Genomic DNA, 19,236 nt, shown 5'->3' on the forward strand with positions numbered 1-19,236 from the left:
GCCGGCTGCGATGGACGCCGAAACCGTGTCGGCGGACGGCATCGCAGCGGCTCCGGTAGGCGAAGCTCAGCCCTTCGCGATGCCGCGTGCGATCAGCCGCGCCAGGCGCTCGGAGAATGCCCTGGCGTCAGCCGGTTTGTCGCCGTCGAGCACACGCGCCTCGTCGTAGAGAAGATGAGCCGCGTCGTCCTTGAACGCCTGGTCCTCGTCGCCGAGGCCGGCGAGCGCCAGCACGCGCGCGTGGCGCGGGTTGATTTCGAGGATGGGCTTGGCCGCCTTGTCGAGACGGCCGGCGGCGTTCATCAGCCGCTCGAACTGCCGGTCGGGTCCATGTTCCGGGGCGACCAGGCAGACGGCGCTCTCGGTCAGGCGGTCGGAGGCCTTCACATCCGAGACGGCATCGCCAAGCGTTGATTTGATGAAAGCCAGGAAGCCGTCGACCTCAGGCGTTGCCGCCGCGTCCGGCTTCTTCGCTTCGTCGAGCAGCGGGATGTCGGACAGTTCGGCCACGCCTTGCGTTACCGACTTGAACGGCTTGCCGTCGAAGTCCGGCGCCATCGTCACCCAGAAACTGTCGACCGGGTCGGTCAAGAGCAGCACCTCGATGCCGCGCGCCTTGAAGCCTTCGAGCTGCGGCGAGGCTTCGAGCCGGGCGCGGTCGTCGCCGGCCATGAAGAAGATCGCTTTCTGGCCCTCCTTCATCGCCGCGACATAGTCGGCAAGGCCGCGCCAGCCTTCGCCGGAGGCGGTCGAGTGGAAGCGGGCGAGCTTCAGCAATTGCTCGCGCCGCTCGTAATCCTCATAGAGCCCTTCCTTCAGCACAACGCCGAAGTTCTCCCAGATCCTGGCATAGGCCTCGGCCTCGTTCTCCGCCAGCTTGGCGAGGTCGCCGAGCACGCGGTTGGTCAGACCCTTGCGGATCGAGGCCAGCAGCGGGCTTTCCTGGATCATTTCGCGCGAGACGTTGAGCGGCAGGTCGGCGGAATCGACCAGCCCGCGCACGAAGCGCAGATAGCGCGGCAGAAGATCGGCATCGTCGGTGATGAAGACGCGGCGCACATAAAGCTTCATGCGGCCCTTGCGGTCCTGGTCGAACAGATCGAACGGCCGCGAGCCGGGCACGAAGGCGAGCACGGAGTATTCCTGCCGGCCCTCGGCGCGGAAATGGATGGTGGCGGCCGGCTCGTCATACTGGCCGGCGACGCCGCGGTAGAAGTCGATGTATTCCTCGGGCTTGATCTCGCTCTTCGGCCGCACCCAGAGTGCGGTGCCATCGGCAACGTCGCGCGCCTCGGCGCCGGGCTTTTCGATGAGCGTGATCGGCACCGGCACATGACCGGATTGCGACTTGGCCAGCTGCTCGAGCCGGTAGGAGCCGGTGTAGGAGACGGCGTCATCCATCAGGTGCAGCACGACGCGGGTGCCGCGCTTCGGCGCGGCTTCGAGCGGGGCGGGGGCGATCTCGTAGGAGCCCTTGCCGTCGGAGGACCAGCGCCAGGCCTCCTCGCTTCCGGCCAGGCGGCTGATGACGTCGACGCGGTCGGCGACCATGAAGGCGGAGTAGAAGCCGACGCCGAACTGGCCGATGAGCTGCGTGTCCTCCGTGTCCGCGCCGACGCGCTCGATGAAGGCGCGCGTGCCCGAGCGGGCGATCGTGCCCAGGGCTTCGGCCATGTCGTCGCGGCTCATGCCGATGCCATTGTCCTCGACGGTGATCTCTCTGTTGTCGGCGTCAGCCGAAATCGAGATGCGCGGCTTGGGATCGTCGCCCAGCAATTCGGGGCGGCTGATGGCCTCGAAGCGCAGCTTCTCGCAAGCGTCGGCGGCGTTGGAAATCAGTTCGCGCAGGAATACGTCCTTATCGGAATAGACCGAGTGCACCATCATGTGCAGCAGCCGCGAAACATCCGCCTCGAATGCCCTGGTTTCCGTTGCTTTCGTATCCGTCGTCATGCAGATTTTCCCACGCTGTTCATCGGCCCGCCGCGCCGAGCGCGTTCGGGACTTTCCTTTCAAACCATTTTTTGCGGTGCTGGCAACTGCGTTCAGTGTGCCAGCGCGCCGACGATATGGTGGTGGGGTGCCGGGGCAACAAGAGGGCGCCGGCGGCGAAACTGCCAATCTCCCCCCCTCGTGGGGGAGATGCCCGGCAGGGCAGAGGGGGGCGTGAAGGAACTCGTCCTTGCCGATTGACCCAGCGAGGCGCGCTCTTCTCAAGGTTACGGGTAATCCAACGCTATCAGACGTCGGCGGGCCAGCGCCCCCCTCTGGCCTGCCGGCCATCTCCCCCACAGGTGGGGAGATTGGCAGCGTCGGCGTCGCGCCCGTCTCGCGCGCCTAATTTGCCGCCATGTGATCCGCCAGCGCCTGCGCCTGGGCCAGCAGGGCGGGGTAGGCCGGGGTGTCCGGCAGGCTCTTGCCCATGCAGGCGCGGAAGTCGTTGTCGCCTTTCGTCCAGGCGGCGTTGGCGGCGTCGGATGTGTTTTCGTCGCTGTCGTCGGTGGCCTGCTTGGCGAGTTTCTGGGCGGCGGCGTCGGCGGCGGTCCACGCGGCGTCGCAGGCCGCGATCTTGGGGACGGGCGGAGTCGCAGGCGCTTCGGCGATCAGGACGCTGTTGCCCTTGACGACCGTGACGACGACCTCCTGGTCGGAGTTCGGTCCGATATCCTGTGCCCAGCCGCCGAGGCGGGCGATCGCCATGTCGGCGCCGTCAGGCTTCTTCAGCGCGAAGTCGAGCGTGCTGGTGAAGGCGGCGTCGCTGCCGATGGCCTGGGTGTAGAAGGCATCGAGCTTCAGCGCCGCGTCGAAGCTTGTGGGCAGTTTAAGATCGGCGTCCGTCTCGGCGGCGCGCGACTGCAGCCAGCGCTCGACCAGCCCGCGTGTCGAGGCCACGATGCTGGGGCCGTCCTCGGTGCCGTGGCGCAGCCCGTCCAGCATGCCGAAGCCGACATCGGAGGAACTCAGGCTTTCGATGTTGATCGTGCCGGCCGCCGGAAAATCCTTGACCGTGAAAGGGCCGAGCAGGGCGGAAAGCCGTTTTTCGAGATCGGCGCGGGCCTTTTCATTGGCCGCATCGAGCGTCTCCACGGGTGTGTTCGTGCTCTCCATCGCCGCGATGTCGGCAATCGCCTTGTCGCGCGCGGCGATATAATCATCCTCGGGCGAGGCGGCGAAGGCAGCGCTGCTCGCCAGGGCAAACATGACCGTCCAGACCAACCGCATGACAGAACCTTTCTTCGTGGCGGATCAACAGGCCAGGCAGCCATCGGGCAGCTTTGCGGCTATTGCGCGGCAGAAGACGCCGAGGCGAAATATCCTGATCGGGGAGGCGTGGCCAGTGCTGCCATTAACCATCGATTAACTATCCGTTCGCCTTTGAATCAAATTTGACGGATACTATTTCCAGGCCAAACGAGGCAGCCCGAGGGGCCGGAGAAGACAGTAATTGCAAGCCTGGCGCGCTGCTTTCCGTGGCGCAGCAGGCTGAAATCAAAGAAGAAGCGACGGACCACCGTCGCCTTTGCGGGGAGGCGTCAGCATCATTCTTGATGAGGATCGCCAGAATGAAGATCGAAGACGCAGTGACCGCTGTAACAGCCGAGGCCAACGCGCTGCTCTCATGCCTCGGCCAACCCGTCGTCGCCTACCACGTGACGGAAATCATGCGGGAGGCGGACCAGGAACACGCAAGGCAGATGCAACTCGCCCTGATGCGGCGAAGCATCGAGGCGCTGGTCGATGACGGCCTGGAGGATGTCGCCGCTGAGAGGTTTGCGTCGCAGTTCCATGGGCACGTAGGCTCGGCCTGGAGGCTGCTGCACGCGTCGGATGGCGTGGCGCACTGATTTCGGCCAAGCGTCCTTGATCGGCTCAGGTTGTCTGGGCTTCGAATGGCGGCAATGCGCCTCCATTCGGTCATTCGTGCCAAGGTTTCTTTGCTGCTAAAAGCCGCCCTTCGGTCATCTGGCCGGCGACGGCTGCACCGTCGCCTCGCGCGATACGGACAGGCCCGCGAGAAGCGGCGCGTACGCGGCGAGCCTGCGGGATACGAAGTCGGTGAAGAGCCGCACGCGCTTCGTCTTGCGTGTCTCGCCCTGCGTGAGAAGCCAGAGTGTCCCATGCATCGGCGGGTTGATGCCCGGCACCCTGACCAGCAGGGGGTCGGTATCTCCGACGAAGCACGGCAGTTTCGTCATCCCGATTCCTTGCTGCGCCGCGATGATCTGCGTCTCGGCATCCGGCGTCCTGAACGGAGCTCCCGTGGTGTGAAATTCTCCCTCGCGCGCCCAGTCCGGAATTCCATGATTGTCTATGACGATCCACCGGATGGGATCAGGCGTGCCCGCACGCAACGCGGCCAGTCGATCGCGAGACATGTAGACGCCGCTGAACAACTCCGGCCCCTTCAGGCCGTGAAGATTGAGCGGCAGGGTCTTGCGGTCGGCGACAATGCGGATCGCGACGTCGGCCTCCCGGTTGGTCAGATTCGCCACCTCGCCAGTGGTCAAGATTTCCATCTCGATGTCGCGATGCATACGCGCGAAGTCGGCGAGATCTGGCATGAGCAGGTGTGTGGCGAGAAACGGTGGAAGCGTCACCCGCAAAAGCCCGCGCGCGCTCTGGTCGCGACCGAAGACGCGCGTCTCCAGCTGGTGCGACGACGCTTCCATCTGGTTCGCCAGATCGAGGACCTCCTCGCCCGCAGCCGTCAGGCGGTAGCCCGAAGGCAGCTTTTCGAACATCTGCGCCCCGAGACGTTCCTCGAGCTGGGCGATGCGTCGCAGCACGGTTGAATGATTCACCCCGAGGTGCGCGGCGGCAGCCCGCACCGAGCCTCCGCGCGCGGCGGCAAGAAAGTAGCGAACGTCATCCCAGTCGATCATGGTGCATTCCTGCGCCGCGTAGTGCGGTTTGCAAAGCCCATTCTAACACGCTCAGCCGTGGTTCGCGCGGTCGTCGCGGCGTTCAATCATCCAGCTGGATCGTTTTCGCACCACCGATGTGCGCGATTGCGCACTCACCGCCCGACTTCGGCGAACCCATCTTGAGGCTCTCGCGGGACTTCCCCGTACAGCCAAGGACACGAGACGGCGAAACAAAGGATACATGACATGAACAGACTGAATGGCAAGACCGCCGTCATCACCGGCGGCGCCACCGGCATCGGTCGCGCCGCGGCAAAGCGCTTCATCGAGGAGGGCGCCTTCGTCTTCATCTTCGGCCGCCGGCAGGAAGCGCTCGACGCCGCCGTGGCCGACCTCGGGCCCAATGCCCGCGCGGTGAAGGGCTCGGTCTCGAATGAGGCCGACCTCGACCGGCTCTGCGCGGCGGTGAAGGCCGAGCGCGGAAGCCTCGACATCGTCTTCGCCAATGCCGGGGCCGGCGGCCCGCTTCCGCTCGGCCAGATCACCGCCGAGCACATTGACGAAACCTTCGACACCAATGTGAAGGGTACGATCTTCACGGTCCAGAAGGCGTTGCCGCTGATGGGCCAGGGCGGCTCGATCATCCTGACCGGATCGAGCGCCGGCACCACGGGCGCTCCGGGGTTCACCGCCTACAGCGCGAGCAAGGCGGCAGTGCGCAACCTCGCGCGGACCTGGGCGGAAGACCTGAAGGGCACCGGCATCCGGGTCAACGTGCTGTCGCCAGGGGCGACGGCGACCGAACTCGCGAGAGAGGCGCTGGGCGAGGAAGGCCAGAAGGCCTACGGCGCGATGACTCCGCTCCAGCGCATGGCCGATCCGGCGGAGATCGGGGCCGTGGCCGCCTTTCTCGCGTCGTCGGACAGCAGCTTCATGACTGCCAGCGAAGTCGCCGTCGACGGCGGCCTGGCACAACTGTGACCCCGATGCGGGACCACGCTTCTCAAACTCTACGAAAAACCAAACACACGACCAAAGGTGAAAGATTATGAAAAAACTCGAAGGCAAGGTTGCAGTCGTCACGGGCGGAAGCAGCGGGATTGGCTTGGCGACGGCCAAGCGCTTCGTGGAAGAAGGTGCACACGTCGTCATCACCGGGCGACGAGAGAAAGAGCTGAAGGAGGCCGCAGCGTTCATCAAGATTAACATTACGACGGTCACGGGCGACGTGGCTCGCTTGGAGGATCTGGACCGGCTCTATGCCATCGTGAAAGAGAAACATGGTCACATCGACGTTCTCTTCGCGAACGCGGGCGCGGGGACAATCGCACCGCTCGCGGTCGCTACTGAGGCCCACTTCGATCAGACCTTCGATGTGAACGTGAAGGGGCTGTTCTTCACGGTGCAGAAGGCCCTTCCCCTGTTCAAAGACGGCGGTTCGATCATCCTGAATTCTTCGGTTTCGAACGTGTTGGGATTGCCGGGGTTTAGCACATACGCCGCGAGTAAGGCGGCCGTGCGCAACTTCTCGCGCGCTTGGACACTGGAGCTGAAAGACCGCAAAATCCGAGTGAATACGATGAGCCCCGGAGCAATCGAGACCCCCGCGCTGGAGACAACGACAGGCCTTACCCCTGAGCAAGCCGAGCAAGCGGCCGCCCAGTTTGCGTCACAGATCCCAATGGGTCGCAGGGGCAAACCAGAGGAAATCGCGGCTGCCGTCACGTTCCTCGCCTCCGATGAAAGTTCTTTCATCACCGGCGTGGATCTCGCCGTCGACGGAGGCATGGCGCAGGTCTGACCCCGCGTTAAAACAAGATCGGAGAAGCATCATGAGCTATTCAATTATCGGCTTCGGCAATATCGGCCAGGCATTGGCCAAGGCGTTTGCCCGCAAGGGCATCGACGTGTCCGTTGCAACGACGCGCGGGCCGGAAAGCTTTGCAGCCGATGCGGCCGCGATCGGACCCGCGATCATTCCCAAGAAGCTGGCCGACGCGGTCAAGGCGGACATCATCTTTCTGGCTGTCCGTTTCGAGTCGCACCCCGAGGTCGCGAAGGCGCTCGCCACTTGGCAGGGGAAGACCATCGTCGATGTGACCAATGCTTACGGCGTGCCTCCTGAAAAACTGGGGGGACAGCCTTCTTCCAGGTTCATCGCACAGGCCTTCACCGGTGCAAAACTGGTCAAGGGCTTCAACCATCTGGTCGCTGCCGTCCTTGATCAGGATCCGGCCGTGCATGGTGGCAGGAGGGTCGTGTTCCTGGCGAGCGACCATGACGACGCCGCGGCGGAGATTGGTGCGCTTGCGGAAAATCTCGGTTTCTCGCCGATCAAGCTTGGCGGGCTGTCGGAAGGTGGGCTGCTCGTCCAGGCGCGCGGAAACAGCTGGGGTCAACTGATCTTCAAGGACCTGGTCAAGTTCGACTGATGAACACTGACCTGCCAACCGGCAGGGCGACGATGCACGGATCGGGTACGATCCGATCCGTGCGGAAATTCCCATGAGCCTTGAGAAGCCCGCTGCAGCCATCGGCTTTGACGGTGGCTCAGCCATGGATCGCCCCCTCGCACTCGTCGAATGCTCAACCTAAAGGAGACTCCGATGTACGACCAATCCAAGCTATCCGAATTGATCCGGTTCGCACGTATAGACGCGGGCTCCACTGTCATTGACGTTTACCCAGGCGACGGCGACTGGACGCGCTTGTTCTCCGACGTCGTGGGACCCGAAGGACGGGTCTACAGCTTCGTGCCGGCCGAAGTCGCCGACTTCAAGAACGATCCGGTCGGCCGCATGCGGACGCTTGCGAAGGAACCGGGCCGAGAGAACGTCGAAGCCGTCTCGGCGGACCTCGTCGCGATGCCGCAGGCCACGCAACCCGCGGATGTCCTGTGGCTGCACCTGTTCTACCACGATCTCCACACCGCGCTGATTCAGAAGAAGGGCGCGACGGCGGCCGACTTCAATCGAGCCGTCCACGAGCGGCTGAAGCCCGGTGGGTCATACGTCATCGTCGACCACGCCGCCGCCGCAGGGGCGGGCACGAGCGACGCCCAGTCGCTGCATCGGATTGAACCTGCATCCGTCCGCGAGGAGGTGGAGGCAGCCGGGTTCGTACTAGACGCCGAAAGCACCATACTGGCGAACAAGGACGATGCGCATTCGATCAAGGTGTTCGATCCCTCGATCAAGGGCGAGACCGATCGCTTCGCCTATCGGTTTGTGAAGATCTGACACTGTTCGCCAACGATGAGATTGGCACTGCCGCGGAAATCTGGCCGCGCGCCTGCCGGGGCATGCTCGGCGCCGCTATTTCGAACGGAGCCGTCCCCCAGCAAGGTTTCGTTCGTTCGAATGACAACAAGCAAGGCAATAGGAGGTAGCGTCCAGGTGACGCGGCATCCAGCCGTAGCTCGAATTAAGTGGAGAATACGATCGCGGTGAGGGTCGCGCCAGGTGAGGTCAAGTGATGAATCATTTGCAGGGTACCAGGTCCAAATGTCTGCGCTTTGACTTCACCTTTACCGAACGACGGCCTTCGATCGTGCTTCACGGGATATTTGGCAGCGGGTGCAACGCCATGCTGCCGGTCGTTTCGTCAATCCTCATCCTGCTGTTGGCATCTCCGGCAAATAGCCAGCTGGCGCCCGATGCGTCCGCGACCGCCGCAGCCAATGGCGGGTCGCCGGTCGCGGTTTCGGAGCGCACCGATATCGCCAAAGGCGACGATGAGCAGGCGGCCTTACGCCGCGAACTGGCCGCGGCACGGGCTGAATTGGCCAGGCAAGCGCAGGCCCTGAAAGCGCAGCAGCGGACGGACGAAGCGCTCACGCTCAATCTGGAGACGGCGCAGCGTGCCATCGAAAATTTCAGGGCGGAAGCCAGCCTCTGGGACAGCAAGAAAGCCGCGATGCCCGAAGCGCCGCCCTCCGTAGATGGCTCCCAGGCTGCCGCGACGCAGGCGCTGGATGAGGAGCGCCACAAGGTCGGGCTGCTGGAACAGGAACTCGCCACGGCCCGTCAGACCATCGATGCTCTCAAGGCAGGCGAAAATCTGTCCGCAGCGGAGCAGGCCAAGGCGGTGAAGGATCGGCAAGAGGCCGACGACGCCGCGACGCAGGCGCTGGATGAGGAGCGCCACAAGGTCGGGCTGCTGGCACAGGAACTCGCCACGGCCCGTCAGACCATCGATGCTCTCAAGGCAGGCGAAAATCTGTCCGCAGCGGAGCAGGCCAAGGCGGTGAAGGATCGGCAAGAGGCCGACGACGCCGCGAAGCAGGCTCGCAAAGCGCTCGAACTGGAACGTCAACGAGCAGATTCAGCCATGCGTGCCCTCGACATTGCTCGCAAGCAAAGCGACGCCTTGAAGCAGAGCTCGATGGATTTGAGCGCGGCGCTGGACCAGGAGCGCGAAAGAGCCAACGGCCTGGCCCGCAGCCTCAGTGCCGCGCGCGACGAAATCGACAGCGCCAAAATCGACAGTATCAGGGAGAAACGTCGGACCGCGGCAGTGGTGCGCGCGCCCAAGGCAGGTGTTTCCAAGAGCGCGCTCGCGAGTTCGCCTCCGGTCGCAGCCCATCAACCGGGCTTGCCGAAAAAATGGAAGGTGAAGGGTCGAAGGTCAGCACAAGCTGTCCTGCTGGCAACGATGGCTCTTCCCCCCGCATTGCTGCCAACCCGCCCACTCTCGCAGTGAAAGACAGGTGAGCGAAATGCACGGCGCAGGGAGGATGACAGTGAAAAAATATGTCGCGGCCGCGTTGACGATCGGCATCGCGATCGGGCCTGCCTCGGCCCTCGATGCAGGTTTAGGCGGTCAGGTCGGCGGTCTCGGGCTCGGTGCTGGAGTGAGCGCCGGTTCGCAAGGCGCATCCGCAGGGGTGGGCGCGAGCGTCGGTGGTGTCGGTGGAGCAAATGTCGGCGCTTCGGTCGGCACAGGCGGCGGATCAGTCAGCGCAGGCGTCAGTGCCGGCGGTAGCGTAGGCTCCGCAGGCGGGGGCCTCTCGACAGGTGTCGGCCTGGGCGCCGATCCGTCAGCCGGAAACGGATCGGCGTCCGCTTCCAGTGGTTCGGCCGCCACGGCAGCCAGTGGTTCTGCCGCGACAGGCAGTGGGTCCGCCGCGACGGCCGCTGCCAAGGCCGCCACTGCCAAGGCCGCCACTGCCAAGACCGTCATTGCCAAGACCGTCAGGCCATCGATCGCCCTGCCGCCCATCCTCAGGCCTTCCAAAGCCGGTCAGGGCGACCTCGCCAGGGGATATCCCTTTGCACCCGTGGAAGCACTGAAAGCGAAACCCGGCACGCCGGTCGCGGTCGTGCAAGCCTGTCGCGCGGCGATCCTGTCCGCCGCCAGGCCGCTTGGCGCCGTGCGGGTCCGCGCGGTGAGCGCAGGTGCCTTGCGTCGACGTGGGAGTGCACTGACGGCGCCGATCCAGGTGCGAATAGACTATGCAGGGCGCGGTGGCATCGAAGTCCGGCAAGCGCAAGTCGGTTGTCGCCTCGATGCGGCGGGCAGGGTCATAGCGATAATGTAGAACCGATCTGCAACAGGGCACGCGCCGCTGCGCCGGCGTCGCCCGATTTGAGCCGGCATATGCGGCCCTTCACCCCTTCCGCTTCTCCACCTCTGCCTTCCGCAGCAGGAACCGCTGGATCTTGCCGCTCGGCGTCTTCGGCAATTCGGCGACGAAATCGATCTCGCGCGGATAGGCGTGGGCCGAGAGCCGCTTGCGGACGTGTTGCGCCAGTTCCTCGGCCAAGTCAGGGCTGGCCTGGTAGGCGGGCGCCAGGATGACGAAGGCCTTGACGATCTCGGTACGCTGCGGGTCGGGCACGCCGACCACCGCCGCCTCGTTGACCGCGGGATGTTCGATGAGCGCGCTTTCGACATCGAACGGGCCGATGCGGTAGCCCGACGAGGTGATGACATCGTCGGCGCGGCCGATGAAGGACACCGAGCCGTCCGGCTCATATTCCACCGTGTCGCCGGTGCGGTAGTAGCCGCCCGCGATCGCCGGCGTCTCGGCCTGGTGGTAGCCGTCGAACCAGCGCAGCGGCGAGTTGGCGATGTCGACGGCGAGGATGCCGGGCTGGTTGGGGCCGAGCTCGTTGCCTTCGTCGTCCAGCACCACCATGCGATAGCCCGGCATGGCAAAGCCGGCCGAGCCCGCGCGCACGGAATGCGAAAGCCCATGGTGGTTGTTGACCATCATGCCGTTTTCGGTCTGGCCGTAATGGTCATGGATGGGCACGGCGAGATGGGCGTCGAACCAGCGGATCACTTCCGGGTTCAGCGGCTCGCCGGCGCTGCTCACCACGCGCAGCCGGCCCTTGATGCGGGCGGCGGCTTCAGGGCCTTCGGCGAGCAGCAGGCGGAAGGCGGTGGGCGAGCCGGCAAGGCTGGTGACGCCGAGCCGCTCGATGACATCATAGGTGTTCCTGGCGTTGAAGGGGCCCTCGTTGAAGGTGGTGGCGATGCCGAGCAGCAGCGGGCCTGTGATGGCGTAATAGAGGCCATAGGCCCAGCCGGGATCGGCGATGTTCCAGAAGACGTCATCGGGGCGCAGTCCAATCGCGTCGCGCATATAGGCGCCGAAGGCCAGCAGCGCGCTGAGCGGCACCGGCACGCCCTTGGGCAGGCCCGTCGTGCCCGAGGTCGACATCATCATGAACAGGTCGTCGCCCTTGCGCATGACGGGTTCGCAATCGGGGGAGGCAGAGGCAAGGGCGGCGCGGAAATCGATGTCGCCTTGAGGCAAGGCATCGCCGGGACCAAGAAGGGTGGCGATCGGCGGGCAGGTCTCGATCTCGTCGAGCTTGCCGCGATTGGCCGGATTGGTCACCACCAGCTTGGCGCCGCTGTAGCCGAGGCGGTGCTCGATGGCCTTCGGGCCGAAGGCGGTGAACAATGGCTGGTAGACGGCGCCGATGCGCCAGGTGCCGAGGATGAGCGCGATGAGTTCGGGAATGCGCGGCAGCATGCCGGCGACGACATCGCCGGGGCCGACGCCTGCATCCTTGAGCAGGTTGGCGACGCGACCCGACATGTCCGCGAGGTCGTCGAAGCTGAACTGCCGCAGTTCGCCGCCGGCCGAGATCGCGCGCAGCGCCAGCCGGTTCTCACCGGTATGGCGGCCGCAGCATTCGACATAGGCGTTGATGCCGGTCGCCGGGTCGCCGTCAAGCCTGGCGATTTCATCCTCGATGCGAAAGGCCGCAACGGCGTCCTCGTAGCGTGGCAAGCCGGTCATGTCAGTCCTCCCTGGCGGCGCTCCATCTCCCCATGGCGCGCCTTCATCCGTCAGATTGCCTGAAATCGTGGTGACGGTCGATTGCGACGAAGGTGGACCGTGGAGCGGCAGGCATTGGCCTCGTTTGCACCGGCCTGTATCATAGCCAGCTGAATGCAGGAGAGGAGGGTCGGACGTGCGGCTGGGACGGAACCTCTGGCGAATCTGGGTCTGCATCGCCCTACTGGCACTTTGGCCGCGTGCCGCGTCGGCCGACACCATTGCGCCGGAGCGCATCGCTGTCGCCCTGTCGAAGCTAGAAGCGCTCGCCCAAGGCGCCGTCGCGGACGGTGGCGTGCCCGGTCTCGCCATCGGCGTGGTGCATGACGATGAGGTGATCTTCCTGAAGGGTTTCGGCCACCGCGAGGCCGGCAAGCCTGAGGCGGTCGACGCCGACACGGTGTTCCAGATCGCCTCGCTCTCCAAGCCGGTGTCCGCAACCGTCGTGGCGGCGCTGGTCAGCGACGGGATCGTGTCCTGGGATTCGAAGATCGCCGACCTCGATCCGGCCTTCCGGCTGGCCGATCCCTATCCGACCAGCCAACTCACCGTCCGTGACCTGTTTTCGCACCGCAGCGGACTGCCCGGCACCGCCGGAGACGACCTCGAGGACATAGGCTACGACCGGGCCGAGATCCTGCATCGCCTGCGGTTCGTGCCGGCGTCGTCCAGCTTCCGTGCCGGCTACTCCTACAGCAATTTCGGACTGACCGAGGGCGCCGTCGCGGCCGCCCTGCCGACAGGCAAGCCCTGGGAGGAGGTCGCCGAGGAGAAGCTCTACCGTCCGCTTGGCATGGCCTCGACCAGTTCCCGTCATTCGGACTTCGTCAAGCACGCCGATCGTGCCGCGCTGCACATCAAGGTCGATGGCGCCTGGGCCGCCAAGATAGAGCGCAATCCCGATGCGCAGGCGCCCGCCGGCGGCGTCAGTTCCACCGCGCGCGATCTCTCGCAATGGGTGCGCCTCATCCTCGGCAACGGGGTCTATGCCGGCAAGACGCTGATAGCTGCCGATGCGCTCGACCAGACGCATGTGCCGCTGATGACGCGGGGCAAGAACCCCGTCTCCGGCGGCGAGTCCTTCTACGGCCTCGGCTGGAATGTCGAATTCGGCCGGCATGGCCTGAGCTGGGGCCATGCCGGTGCCTTCAGCGTCGGCGCACGCACGCTGGTGACGATCTTCCCGCGGGAGAAGCTCGGCATCGTCATCATCGCCAACGCCTTTCCGACCGGCGTGCCGGAAGGGCTGTCCGACAGTTTCGCGGACCTCGTCTTCGACGGTTCGGTGCAGAAGGACTGGGTCAAGGCATGGGACGGCATCTATGCCGGAATGTTCGGCCCGGCGGTCGCGGCGGCCAAGGCCACCTATGCCGCGCCGCCATCTCCGGCAAGGCCGGCCAGGCCGGCAAGCGCCTATGAAGGCCGCTACGCCAACGACTTCTTCGGCAATGCCGTCGTGGCAAGTGCCGGAGACGGCCTCGTGCTCAAGGTCGGCCCGGCCGGCGCCCGGTCCTATTCCCTGGCGCATTACGACGGCGATCTTTTCCTGACCTTCCCCGATGCCGAGACACCGGACAGGCCAACCGGCGTGAGCTTCGTCGTCGGCCCGGACGGCAAGGCGTCGCCCATGACCATGGGCTTCCTCGACGACAATCATCTCGGCACGCTGCGGCGCGTGGGCGATTAAGGGCTGACAGGGGCAACGAGCCGCGCGGAACGCGGATCTTGTGCCGCAGCTCCAGATGCCCGATGCCGGATCGCCGCAAAGGCGATGGTTCACTGCGCCGCAACGCGATCGCGATGGGCGACAGTGCCAGCGCTGGAAGCAGCCTGACAAGCGATCGGATTTTTCTCGCGACGCATTACTGAGGCGGGTTTTACGAAAACGACGTCCGCTTTGCGCCCAATGTCGGTCATAGCGGCGCTCCTCGCCGTTGCCTGTTAGCTGCTTTCTGTAGCCACCTCGCATCTACTGATTCTGCATGTGATGCGGTTTGATGAAGGGTGTCACGCTCCCTCGTGCCGATTTCCGGCGGGATTGGAATTCTGGCCGAGCGTGGCTGGTATCCAGGCAGTGTATTTCTATACTGTCCCGTTGATCCGCGACTACGTGGATAGTTCGTGACAACCGGGCTGCCGAAAGCAAGTGCGTGCCGGTTTGCAGGCGGGACACGTGGAAAAGCGGTGGTACCCGCAAGAGGCACCACCGCTGGTGGTCATTCTGCGGCCTTTCCTCGTGGCTTTCGCTTCGCTACAGGCTTTGCCGGTGCCGGTCGCGTCGGTCTCGATGCCGGTTCAGCCGCTGCCACAGCAACGTTTTCCTCCTCCTGTTCGATCTTCGGTCCCTCTAGCCGTTGAATTAGCCTCCACCCCCTCGCCCGCCGCGCATTATAGGTGCTCTCTTTGGCAATAATGGTCAGTGCTTCTCGGTGTGTGCCCTGACGAACAAGCAGCCAAATTTCGAGAAGGGACGTGCCTAGCGCCGTTGCTGAGGTTATATTGCCAGCACTGGGGAGGGGCGGATGAACATCAGGCGGGGACTTTTCAGGCTCTGGATGGTGCTTTCGGTCGTTTGGGCGATCGTGGTCGGCCTCATGTTCTTTGGTGAGATCCGAAACCCATACCTACCAGAAGCCAACTATCTCTACGTCGAAGGCGCCGACGCGATTGTAAAACTCCCTGACTTCAATAGTCGGTACGAGATGCGCAAGACCATGACCGAGGTCACCTTCCCGAACAATGTAAGCTTGTTCACATCACTTGCCGATCCTACTGCAAAGATGAAGGCAAAGGTGCCCGAGTTCCTGATAGCCTACGTCGAGCCGAGACAGGCTGAAACGGACGCAAGGCGTTTGGCCAAGGTTGAGATGGCTCTCGCGGTCGCGCTTATCCCGATTGCAGTCATTTTTACCCTGGTCGGTGCTCTTGTTTGGGCATTCTCCGGCTTCTCGCTAAAGCCGGAGGAGCGCCAGAGCCAATGAATATCAAACGCGGACTATTCAGGTTTTGGTTGGCCCTGTCGCTATTGTGGGTGCTGGGTGTTGGTGCGTTGGGCTATGATCAGGTCGCCAACGACATGTACTTCAACCAACCGGAGAAATCCGGATTTCATTTTGTGCCCGACGTGCCGGTCCTTTGTGGTGTTGCTCGCGGCGAGGTTGGTACGGATTACTATACCCAGGAGGGTAAGGGTCCCGGCCCGTGGGACAAATATGCCAAACCCAACCCGTTCGACACGTGCTGGTATGGTATGACGGAGTATCGAAAGCTCTGGCCCGAAAACGGTGCGCTCTCAGACGATGCGCTTGTCCAGAAGCTCTATAAGGACATGGGACGCGAACTGAATACGGCCGACCCTCTGGCCGCGACGAAGAGGGTTGGACTATTTGCATTTCTGCCACCGGTAATTCTGCTCTTTCTCGGCCTCCTCCTGGTCTGGGTGGCATCCGGCTTCGCTCGCCCTAAAGAGCCGCCACTCGCGCCCTGATGCCATCCGCCGACCCGTAGCCCTTCCGACATGTCAGCTCGACTACCTGGCTGTCATCCAGCCAGACGCCGGCAGAGGTCATCGCATCGAGAACGGACATAGCCAGGTTGTCGACATCGCCACGAGGCCACCCAGCCTCCAGACGGGCCTGTCGTGGGTTTTTGGAATCGCTCTTGGGTGGCATCTCCACACACTCCACCACAACGCTCACACGCCCGCGTATTGCGTGGTGTCACCGGGGAAAGGGAAGACCTTTTTACGCCGTCCCCGGGCGAGATCAGTTTGAAGACCGAGATCGACTCCGCCGGTGCGTCGCCGGAAGACGGTAGGACCCGCGAAGAAATGAACCCGGACTTGAGCCCGCGCGGCACGATTGATGCCGTCCCCGAATTTGTCACTCCTTGATCATTCAACCCGGAGCAGCCAAATCAGCCGCTACGGGATTTCTTCCGCCACTTCGCCCAGCCGCTGCCCTTGCCACGGTCTAGCGTGTCGTAACTCTCGCCGCCCAACTCCTGCGCCATCAGCTCCGCCTGATACGGCTCCTTGAAACGGAAGCCCAGGTACTCCCGGTTGTCGCGGCGGATGAACACGTGGCGCACTGCGCAGTTCATTTCGGTTATAGGCCGGGTCATAATTCTTCTCGCAGCAGTTTTCCCAGGGGATGACGGCGTGGTGCGGGTAGAAGCGGTCCAGATAGGTGTCGGTGTTGATGCCTTTGTGGCGGGCAGGCATCGCGTCCCCTGAAGCGGGATAGGAATATGTTCCCGGTTCGTGCCTGAGACTCAAGAGCCTTACATTAGAGGTTGAGTATCCACATATTGAGTGTGGCTCTAACGGGGGCGATTCGGATGGTGGACCTGGGCTTTCTGGACAAGTTCGAAGAATACTTCGGCAGACGCGCGGCCAAGGCTTTGGTTGGGTTGGCAGCGGCCGGTGCCGTCATCGTCATGTTGGGCGGCGCCTGGAGCTATGTCAGCCCGCTGGTCGCTTGGGCCAATACAGACGGATTGAGCTGGAGCCAGTTCGCCTTCAGGGTTGTGACTTTCCTGATATCCTTCGGAGCGGTCATTTCCTTGGGAAGTCTTGCTGCGCAGGCTATGGAAGCGCGAGCTCGGCAACGCCAGTTTATTGCGGATGTCGATAAAATCACGGATCAGCTTCACGCCTTCGTTTCTGAAATTGAGAAGGCTGCTGCCATTCAAGACGAGACGCTCGCGATTTTTGAGGAGTCCGTCGAGATACTCGACCACCTGAAAGACAGACAGGCTGCAGAATCCCTTCGCAAGACCATCAAAAAGAGCCAATCAACTCGCGACAGCATGCGGCGGTTATCCGAGCGTGCCGGGACAATGGCCACGGACCTAGTCAGCGGACTGCATGGGAACGTGGCTCAGGCTGACCAGAAGGCGCTGCCGGACAAGGACATCGTGGCCGACAGCAAGCCTGACATCGCTTAGGAAGTACCCGAGGTCACCGCCATCATGGGTCCCTTGCTCCACTAATCAGCCGCCTTTTGGACCGCCCACAGCGGGAAGTCTCGGCAGGCATTCGCCCAGATGTTGATGTCCAGTGCATGCTGCTCCTCACTCGACTTAGCGAGGGCCGAACTCCAGTACCGCTCGATATCCGTATCGCCTCCACCAAGCGCCTCCGGCTTGGTGCTGGCCGGCATCAGCGCCTTGCCCAACATGCACAAACACTGCGTCAATTGCGTCTTGTCCGTTTCCGAAAGGGTCGGGGCCGGTGTCGGTCGCAACAGGCGCCCCAGCATGTCCTTTGGCGCGGTCTGGGAAGAGTTCATCCAGTGCGCGACTGGTTGCGGCAGCCACGTGTCGTGGCGCCTGAAGCCAGCTTGTCCAGCGCCTCCTCTCGCAGGACCTGCATCCGGCTCGAGATTTTCCCCTAGGTATCGACGGCGCACGGGGCTAGCATAGGGATCACTGGGGGTGTGCGATGACAGCTGTCTCGATACGCCGGGCGGACTTCATGATGGTCCTGGCCTATGCCTCGGATCTCGCCACGGGCCATTCTCGCGACTTCGCGCTGAAATCCTGCGTGCTTGCAATGCGGATCGCCGAGCTTGCGGGTGTTTCCGATGAGGTTCGGCGCAGCGCCTACCATCAGTCGATGCTGCGCTATGTCGGCTGCAATGCCGACACGGACCTTTTGTCGGCCACGTTCGGCGACGAGATCGCGCTGCGCCAAGATCTTGTCGGCCTCGACATGGGCAATCGAGCGGAACTGGGCAGGGTCTTCGTGCAGGCCTTCAAGCGATTCTACTACGATCTCGAGCCTGACGCGCAGGCCAGGGCGATCGAGGCCGCGATGTCGCAGGCGCTCGCGGTGGCCCGCCCGGTGCTCACCGCGCATTGCGAGGTCGCGCAGCGGATCGGCGAGCGGCTCGGCCTGTCCGACGAGATCCGGCGCAATCTCGGGCAGATCTACGAACGCTGGGACGGCAAGGGCCTGCCGCGCGGGCTGAGTGGCGAGGATGTCCTGCCCGCCGTGCGCCTGATCACATTGGCGCAGGATGCGATTGCGCTCAGCGATGCCGTCGGCATCGACGGGATGGCCGAAACCGTGGCCAGCCGCGGCGACGGTCCGTACGAAGCGGATCTGGCTCGGCTCGTCTCGGCCAACGCGGCGGTCCTGATGGAGGGCATCGGCGCGACGGTCGACCGCGAGACCATCCTGGCGCTCGAGCCGGATCCGCCGGTGACGCTGGATGAGGGGGCTTGCGACGAGGCGTTCCTGGCCATAGCCGACATGATCGACATGCGCATGCCGTTTACGCAGGGCCATTCGAGGATGGTGTCGGAACTGGCCGCGGGTGCGGGTAAGCGGATCGGGCTGCCCGACCCTGATGTTCGCGCGCTGGGCTGGTCGGGCTGCATCCATGACATTGGCGAACTGGTGGTGCCGGTGGCGACCTGGATGCGCAACGGTCCGCTGTCGGTGCGCGAACGCGACGCGGCACAGCTGCACGCCTATTACGGCGAGCGGGCCCTGGCCTCGTTCGGTCGCGAGGGCGAGGCGATGGCCGCGCTGGTGCTTCGCCATCACGAGCGCCTGGACGGCTCGGGCTATCACCGCAAGGTCGGCGGCTCGGACCTGTCCCCGGCGGCAAGGATCCTGGCCGCCGCCGAAGCCTTCCAGACGTCGCGAGAGGAACGTCCGCACCGCAAGGCGCTGTCCAGCGAGGCGGCGGCGGCGCAGCTGCGAGCCGCCGTGCGTGACGGCTGTATCTGCCCCGACGCCGCCGAGGCCGTATTGTCCTTCGCCGGGCAGCCGTCGCGGCGGGCCGTGCCGCGAGCGCTGGCCGGAATGACGCCGCGCGAGGTCGAGGTGCTGCGCGTGATCGCCGCCGGACTTACGGCGAAGGAAGTGGCCCGAAAGCTCGACATCTCGCCCAAGACCGCGGACCACCATATCCAGAGCGTCTATGCCAAGATCGGCGTGACCACCCGTGCCGCGGCCGCGCTCTACGCGGTCGAGCACGGCCTTGTCCGGCCGGGCGAAACGCCGGCATAGGGAATCCACCCCATGCGCGCCTGCTCCAGGGCGCGCATCGTGATCCCGTCGACAGG

Annotated in this window: 19 protein-coding genes; 13 read left to right on the forward strand and 6 right to left on the reverse strand. The window is 64.1% G+C overall.

Annotation, left to right across the window (positions count from 1 at the left end; translation table 11 throughout):
- Positions 1–66: 66 nt before the first annotated feature.
- Together htpG and FJV80_RS16075 are read right to left on the reverse strand one after the other, a co-directional pair.
- Positions 67–1,953, reverse strand: a complete 1,887-nt coding sequence (htpG, locus tag FJV80_RS16070; protein ID WP_142876893.1) for a molecular chaperone HtpG — start codon at positions 1,951–1,953, stop codon at positions 67–69.
- 384 nt (positions 1,954–2,337) lie between these two features.
- Positions 2,338–3,222 (reverse strand): hypothetical protein, encoded by an 885-nt coding sequence (locus FJV80_RS16075; RefSeq protein WP_095775114.1) that lies wholly within the window; start codon positions 3,220–3,222, stop codon positions 2,338–2,340.
- A gap of 341 nt (positions 3,223–3,563) precedes the next feature.
- Here FJV80_RS16075 and FJV80_RS16080 point away from each other — a divergent pair, with 341 nt between their 5' ends.
- Positions 3,564–3,845, forward strand: coding sequence for a hypothetical protein (locus FJV80_RS16080; RefSeq protein ID WP_245318287.1), 282 nt, complete (start codon positions 3,564–3,566; stop codon positions 3,843–3,845).
- A 114-nt stretch (positions 3,846–3,959) separates the two neighbouring features.
- Here the strand turns inward: FJV80_RS16080 and FJV80_RS16085 are convergent, their stop codons facing one another.
- Positions 3,960–4,883, reverse strand: coding sequence for a LysR family transcriptional regulator (locus tag FJV80_RS16085; protein WP_142876894.1), 924 nt, complete (start codon positions 4,881–4,883; stop codon positions 3,960–3,962).
- A 228-nt stretch (positions 4,884–5,111) separates the two neighbouring features.
- On the opposite strand from FJV80_RS16085, the gene FJV80_RS16090 reads away from it, so the two are divergent.
- From FJV80_RS16090 to FJV80_RS16115, 6 genes are all read left to right on the forward strand, one after another.
- On the forward strand, positions 5,112–5,846 hold the full coding sequence (locus FJV80_RS16090) for an SDR family oxidoreductase (RefSeq protein WP_142876895.1): 735 nt from the start codon (positions 5,112–5,114) through the stop codon (positions 5,844–5,846).
- 67 nt (positions 5,847–5,913) lie between these two features.
- Positions 5,914–6,666: a glucose 1-dehydrogenase gene (locus FJV80_RS16095; RefSeq protein ID WP_142876896.1), complete on the forward strand. Its 753-nt coding sequence runs from the start codon at positions 5,914–5,916 to the stop codon at positions 6,664–6,666.
- Positions 6,667–6,697: 31 nt separating this feature from the next.
- On the forward strand, positions 6,698–7,297 hold the full coding sequence (locus tag FJV80_RS16100; RefSeq protein ID WP_095789302.1) for an NADPH-dependent F420 reductase: 600 nt from the start codon (positions 6,698–6,700) through the stop codon (positions 7,295–7,297).
- Positions 7,298–7,471: 174 nt separating this feature from the next.
- A complete protein-coding gene (locus FJV80_RS16105) occupies positions 7,472–8,104 on the forward strand; it encodes a class I SAM-dependent methyltransferase (RefSeq protein WP_095789303.1) in 633 nt (210 codons plus the stop codon).
- A gap of 235 nt (positions 8,105–8,339) precedes the next feature.
- Complete coding sequence (locus FJV80_RS16110; RefSeq protein WP_142876897.1) at positions 8,340–9,566, forward strand: hypothetical protein; 1,227 nt, start codon at positions 8,340–8,342, stop codon at positions 9,564–9,566.
- Between the two features lie 16 nt (positions 9,567–9,582).
- Positions 9,583–10,404 carry a hypothetical protein gene (locus FJV80_RS16115; RefSeq protein WP_142876959.1) on the forward strand — a complete coding sequence of 274 codons (822 nt, stop codon included), beginning with the start codon at positions 9,583–9,585 and terminating at the stop codon, positions 10,402–10,404.
- Between the two features lie 69 nt (positions 10,405–10,473).
- On the opposite strand, the gene FJV80_RS16120 is transcribed toward FJV80_RS16115, so the two are convergent.
- Complete coding sequence (locus FJV80_RS16120; RefSeq protein WP_142876898.1) at positions 10,474–12,120, reverse strand: acyl-CoA synthetase; 1,647 nt, start codon at positions 12,118–12,120, stop codon at positions 10,474–10,476.
- A 175-nt stretch (positions 12,121–12,295) separates the two neighbouring features.
- On the opposite strand from FJV80_RS16120, the gene FJV80_RS16125 reads away from it, so the two are divergent.
- The 4 genes from FJV80_RS16125 to FJV80_RS35570 all read left to right on the forward strand — a co-directional run bounded on the left by FJV80_RS16125 (position 12,296) and on the right by FJV80_RS35570 (position 16,051).
- The gene (locus FJV80_RS16125; protein ID WP_142876899.1) at positions 12,296–13,846 is read left to right on the forward strand and encodes a serine hydrolase; all 1,551 of its coding nucleotides are present in this window, start codon (positions 12,296–12,298) and stop codon (positions 13,844–13,846) included.
- A gap of 835 nt (positions 13,847–14,681) precedes the next feature.
- Positions 14,682–15,140: a hypothetical protein gene (locus FJV80_RS16130; protein WP_142876900.1), complete on the forward strand. Its 459-nt coding sequence runs from the start codon at positions 14,682–14,684 to the stop codon at positions 15,138–15,140.
- Positions 15,137–15,646 (forward strand): hypothetical protein, encoded by a 510-nt coding sequence (locus FJV80_RS16135; protein ID WP_142876901.1) that lies wholly within the window; start codon positions 15,137–15,139, stop codon positions 15,644–15,646. The genes FJV80_RS16130 and FJV80_RS16135 overlap by 4 nt, the downstream gene beginning before the upstream one ends.
- A 282-nt stretch (positions 15,647–15,928) precedes the next feature.
- Positions 15,929–16,051: a hypothetical protein gene (locus FJV80_RS35570; RefSeq protein WP_281408743.1), complete on the forward strand. Its 123-nt coding sequence runs from the start codon at positions 15,929–15,931 to the stop codon at positions 16,049–16,051.
- A gap of 23 nt (positions 16,052–16,074) precedes the next feature.
- Here the strand turns inward: FJV80_RS35570 and FJV80_RS16145 are convergent, their stop codons facing one another.
- On the reverse strand, positions 16,075–16,281 hold the full coding sequence (locus FJV80_RS16145) for a hypothetical protein (RefSeq protein ID WP_142876903.1): 207 nt from the start codon (positions 16,279–16,281) through the stop codon (positions 16,075–16,077).
- Positions 16,282–16,497: 216 nt separating this feature from the next.
- Here FJV80_RS16145 and FJV80_RS16150 point away from each other — a divergent pair, with 216 nt between their 5' ends.
- On the forward strand, positions 16,498–17,106 hold the full coding sequence (locus tag FJV80_RS16150; RefSeq protein WP_142876904.1) for a hypothetical protein: 609 nt from the start codon (positions 16,498–16,500) through the stop codon (positions 17,104–17,106).
- Positions 17,107–17,147: 41 nt separating this feature from the next.
- On the opposite strand, the gene FJV80_RS16155 is transcribed toward FJV80_RS16150, so the two are convergent.
- Positions 17,148–17,450 (reverse strand): hypothetical protein, encoded by a 303-nt coding sequence (locus FJV80_RS16155; RefSeq protein ID WP_142876905.1) that lies wholly within the window; start codon positions 17,448–17,450, stop codon positions 17,148–17,150.
- Between the two features lie 152 nt (positions 17,451–17,602).
- Between FJV80_RS16155 and FJV80_RS16160 the strand changes: the two genes are divergently transcribed.
- Entirely contained in the window at positions 17,603–19,180 is a 1,578-nt protein-coding gene (locus tag FJV80_RS16160) for an HD domain-containing phosphohydrolase (protein ID WP_142876906.1), read from the forward strand.
- Positions 19,181–19,236 lie beyond the last annotated feature (56 nt).

Source organism: Mesorhizobium sp. WSM4310 (genome assembly GCF_007003935.1).
Lineage (GTDB): Bacteria > Pseudomonadota > Alphaproteobacteria > Rhizobiales > Rhizobiaceae > Mesorhizobium.

Bases quoted from the DNA above. Each gene is read 5' to 3' on its own strand.
- FJV80_RS16130 (WP_142876900.1), top strand. From the start codon at position 14,682: ATGAACATCAGGCGGGGACTTTTCAGGCTCTGGATGGTGCTTTCGGTC.
- FJV80_RS16145 (WP_142876903.1), bottom strand. From the start codon at position 16,281: ATGACCCGGCCTATAACCGAAATGAACTGCGCAGTGCGCCACGTGTTC.
- FJV80_RS16135 (WP_142876901.1), top strand. From the start codon at position 15,137: ATGAATATCAAACGCGGACTATTCAGGTTTTGGTTGGCCCTGTCGCTA.
- FJV80_RS16075 (WP_095775114.1), bottom strand. From the start codon at position 3,222: ATGCGGTTGGTCTGGACGGTCATGTTTGCCCTGGCGAGCAGCGCTGCC.
- FJV80_RS16100 (WP_095789302.1), top strand. From the start codon at position 6,698: ATGAGCTATTCAATTATCGGCTTCGGCAATATCGGCCAGGCATTGGCC.
- FJV80_RS16105 (WP_095789303.1), top strand. From the start codon at position 7,472: ATGTACGACCAATCCAAGCTATCCGAATTGATCCGGTTCGCACGTATA.
- FJV80_RS16085 (WP_142876894.1), bottom strand. From the start codon at position 4,883: ATGATCGACTGGGATGACGTTCGCTACTTTCTTGCCGCCGCGCGCGGA.
- FJV80_RS16120 (WP_142876898.1), bottom strand. From the start codon at position 12,120: ATGACCGGCTTGCCACGCTACGAGGACGCCGTTGCGGCCTTTCGCATC.
- FJV80_RS16080 (WP_245318287.1), top strand. From the start codon at position 3,564: ATGAAGATCGAAGACGCAGTGACCGCTGTAACAGCCGAGGCCAACGCG.
- FJV80_RS16160 (WP_142876906.1), top strand. From the start codon at position 17,603: ATGACAGCTGTCTCGATACGCCGGGCGGACTTCATGATGGTCCTGGCC.
- FJV80_RS16090 (WP_142876895.1), top strand. From the start codon at position 5,112: ATGAACAGACTGAATGGCAAGACCGCCGTCATCACCGGCGGCGCCACC.
- htpG (WP_142876893.1), bottom strand. From the start codon at position 1,953: ATGACGACGGATACGAAAGCAACGGAAACCAGGGCATTCGAGGCGGAT.
- FJV80_RS16150 (WP_142876904.1), top strand. From the start codon at position 16,498: ATGGTGGACCTGGGCTTTCTGGACAAGTTCGAAGAATACTTCGGCAGA.
- FJV80_RS16110 (WP_142876897.1), top strand. From the start codon at position 8,340: ATGAATCATTTGCAGGGTACCAGGTCCAAATGTCTGCGCTTTGACTTC.
- FJV80_RS16095 (WP_142876896.1), top strand. From the start codon at position 5,914: ATGAAAAAACTCGAAGGCAAGGTTGCAGTCGTCACGGGCGGAAGCAGC.
- FJV80_RS16155 (WP_142876905.1), bottom strand. From the start codon at position 17,450: ATGAACTCTTCCCAGACCGCGCCAAAGGACATGCTGGGGCGCCTGTTG.
- FJV80_RS16115 (WP_142876959.1), top strand. From the start codon at position 9,583: ATGCACGGCGCAGGGAGGATGACAGTGAAAAAATATGTCGCGGCCGCG.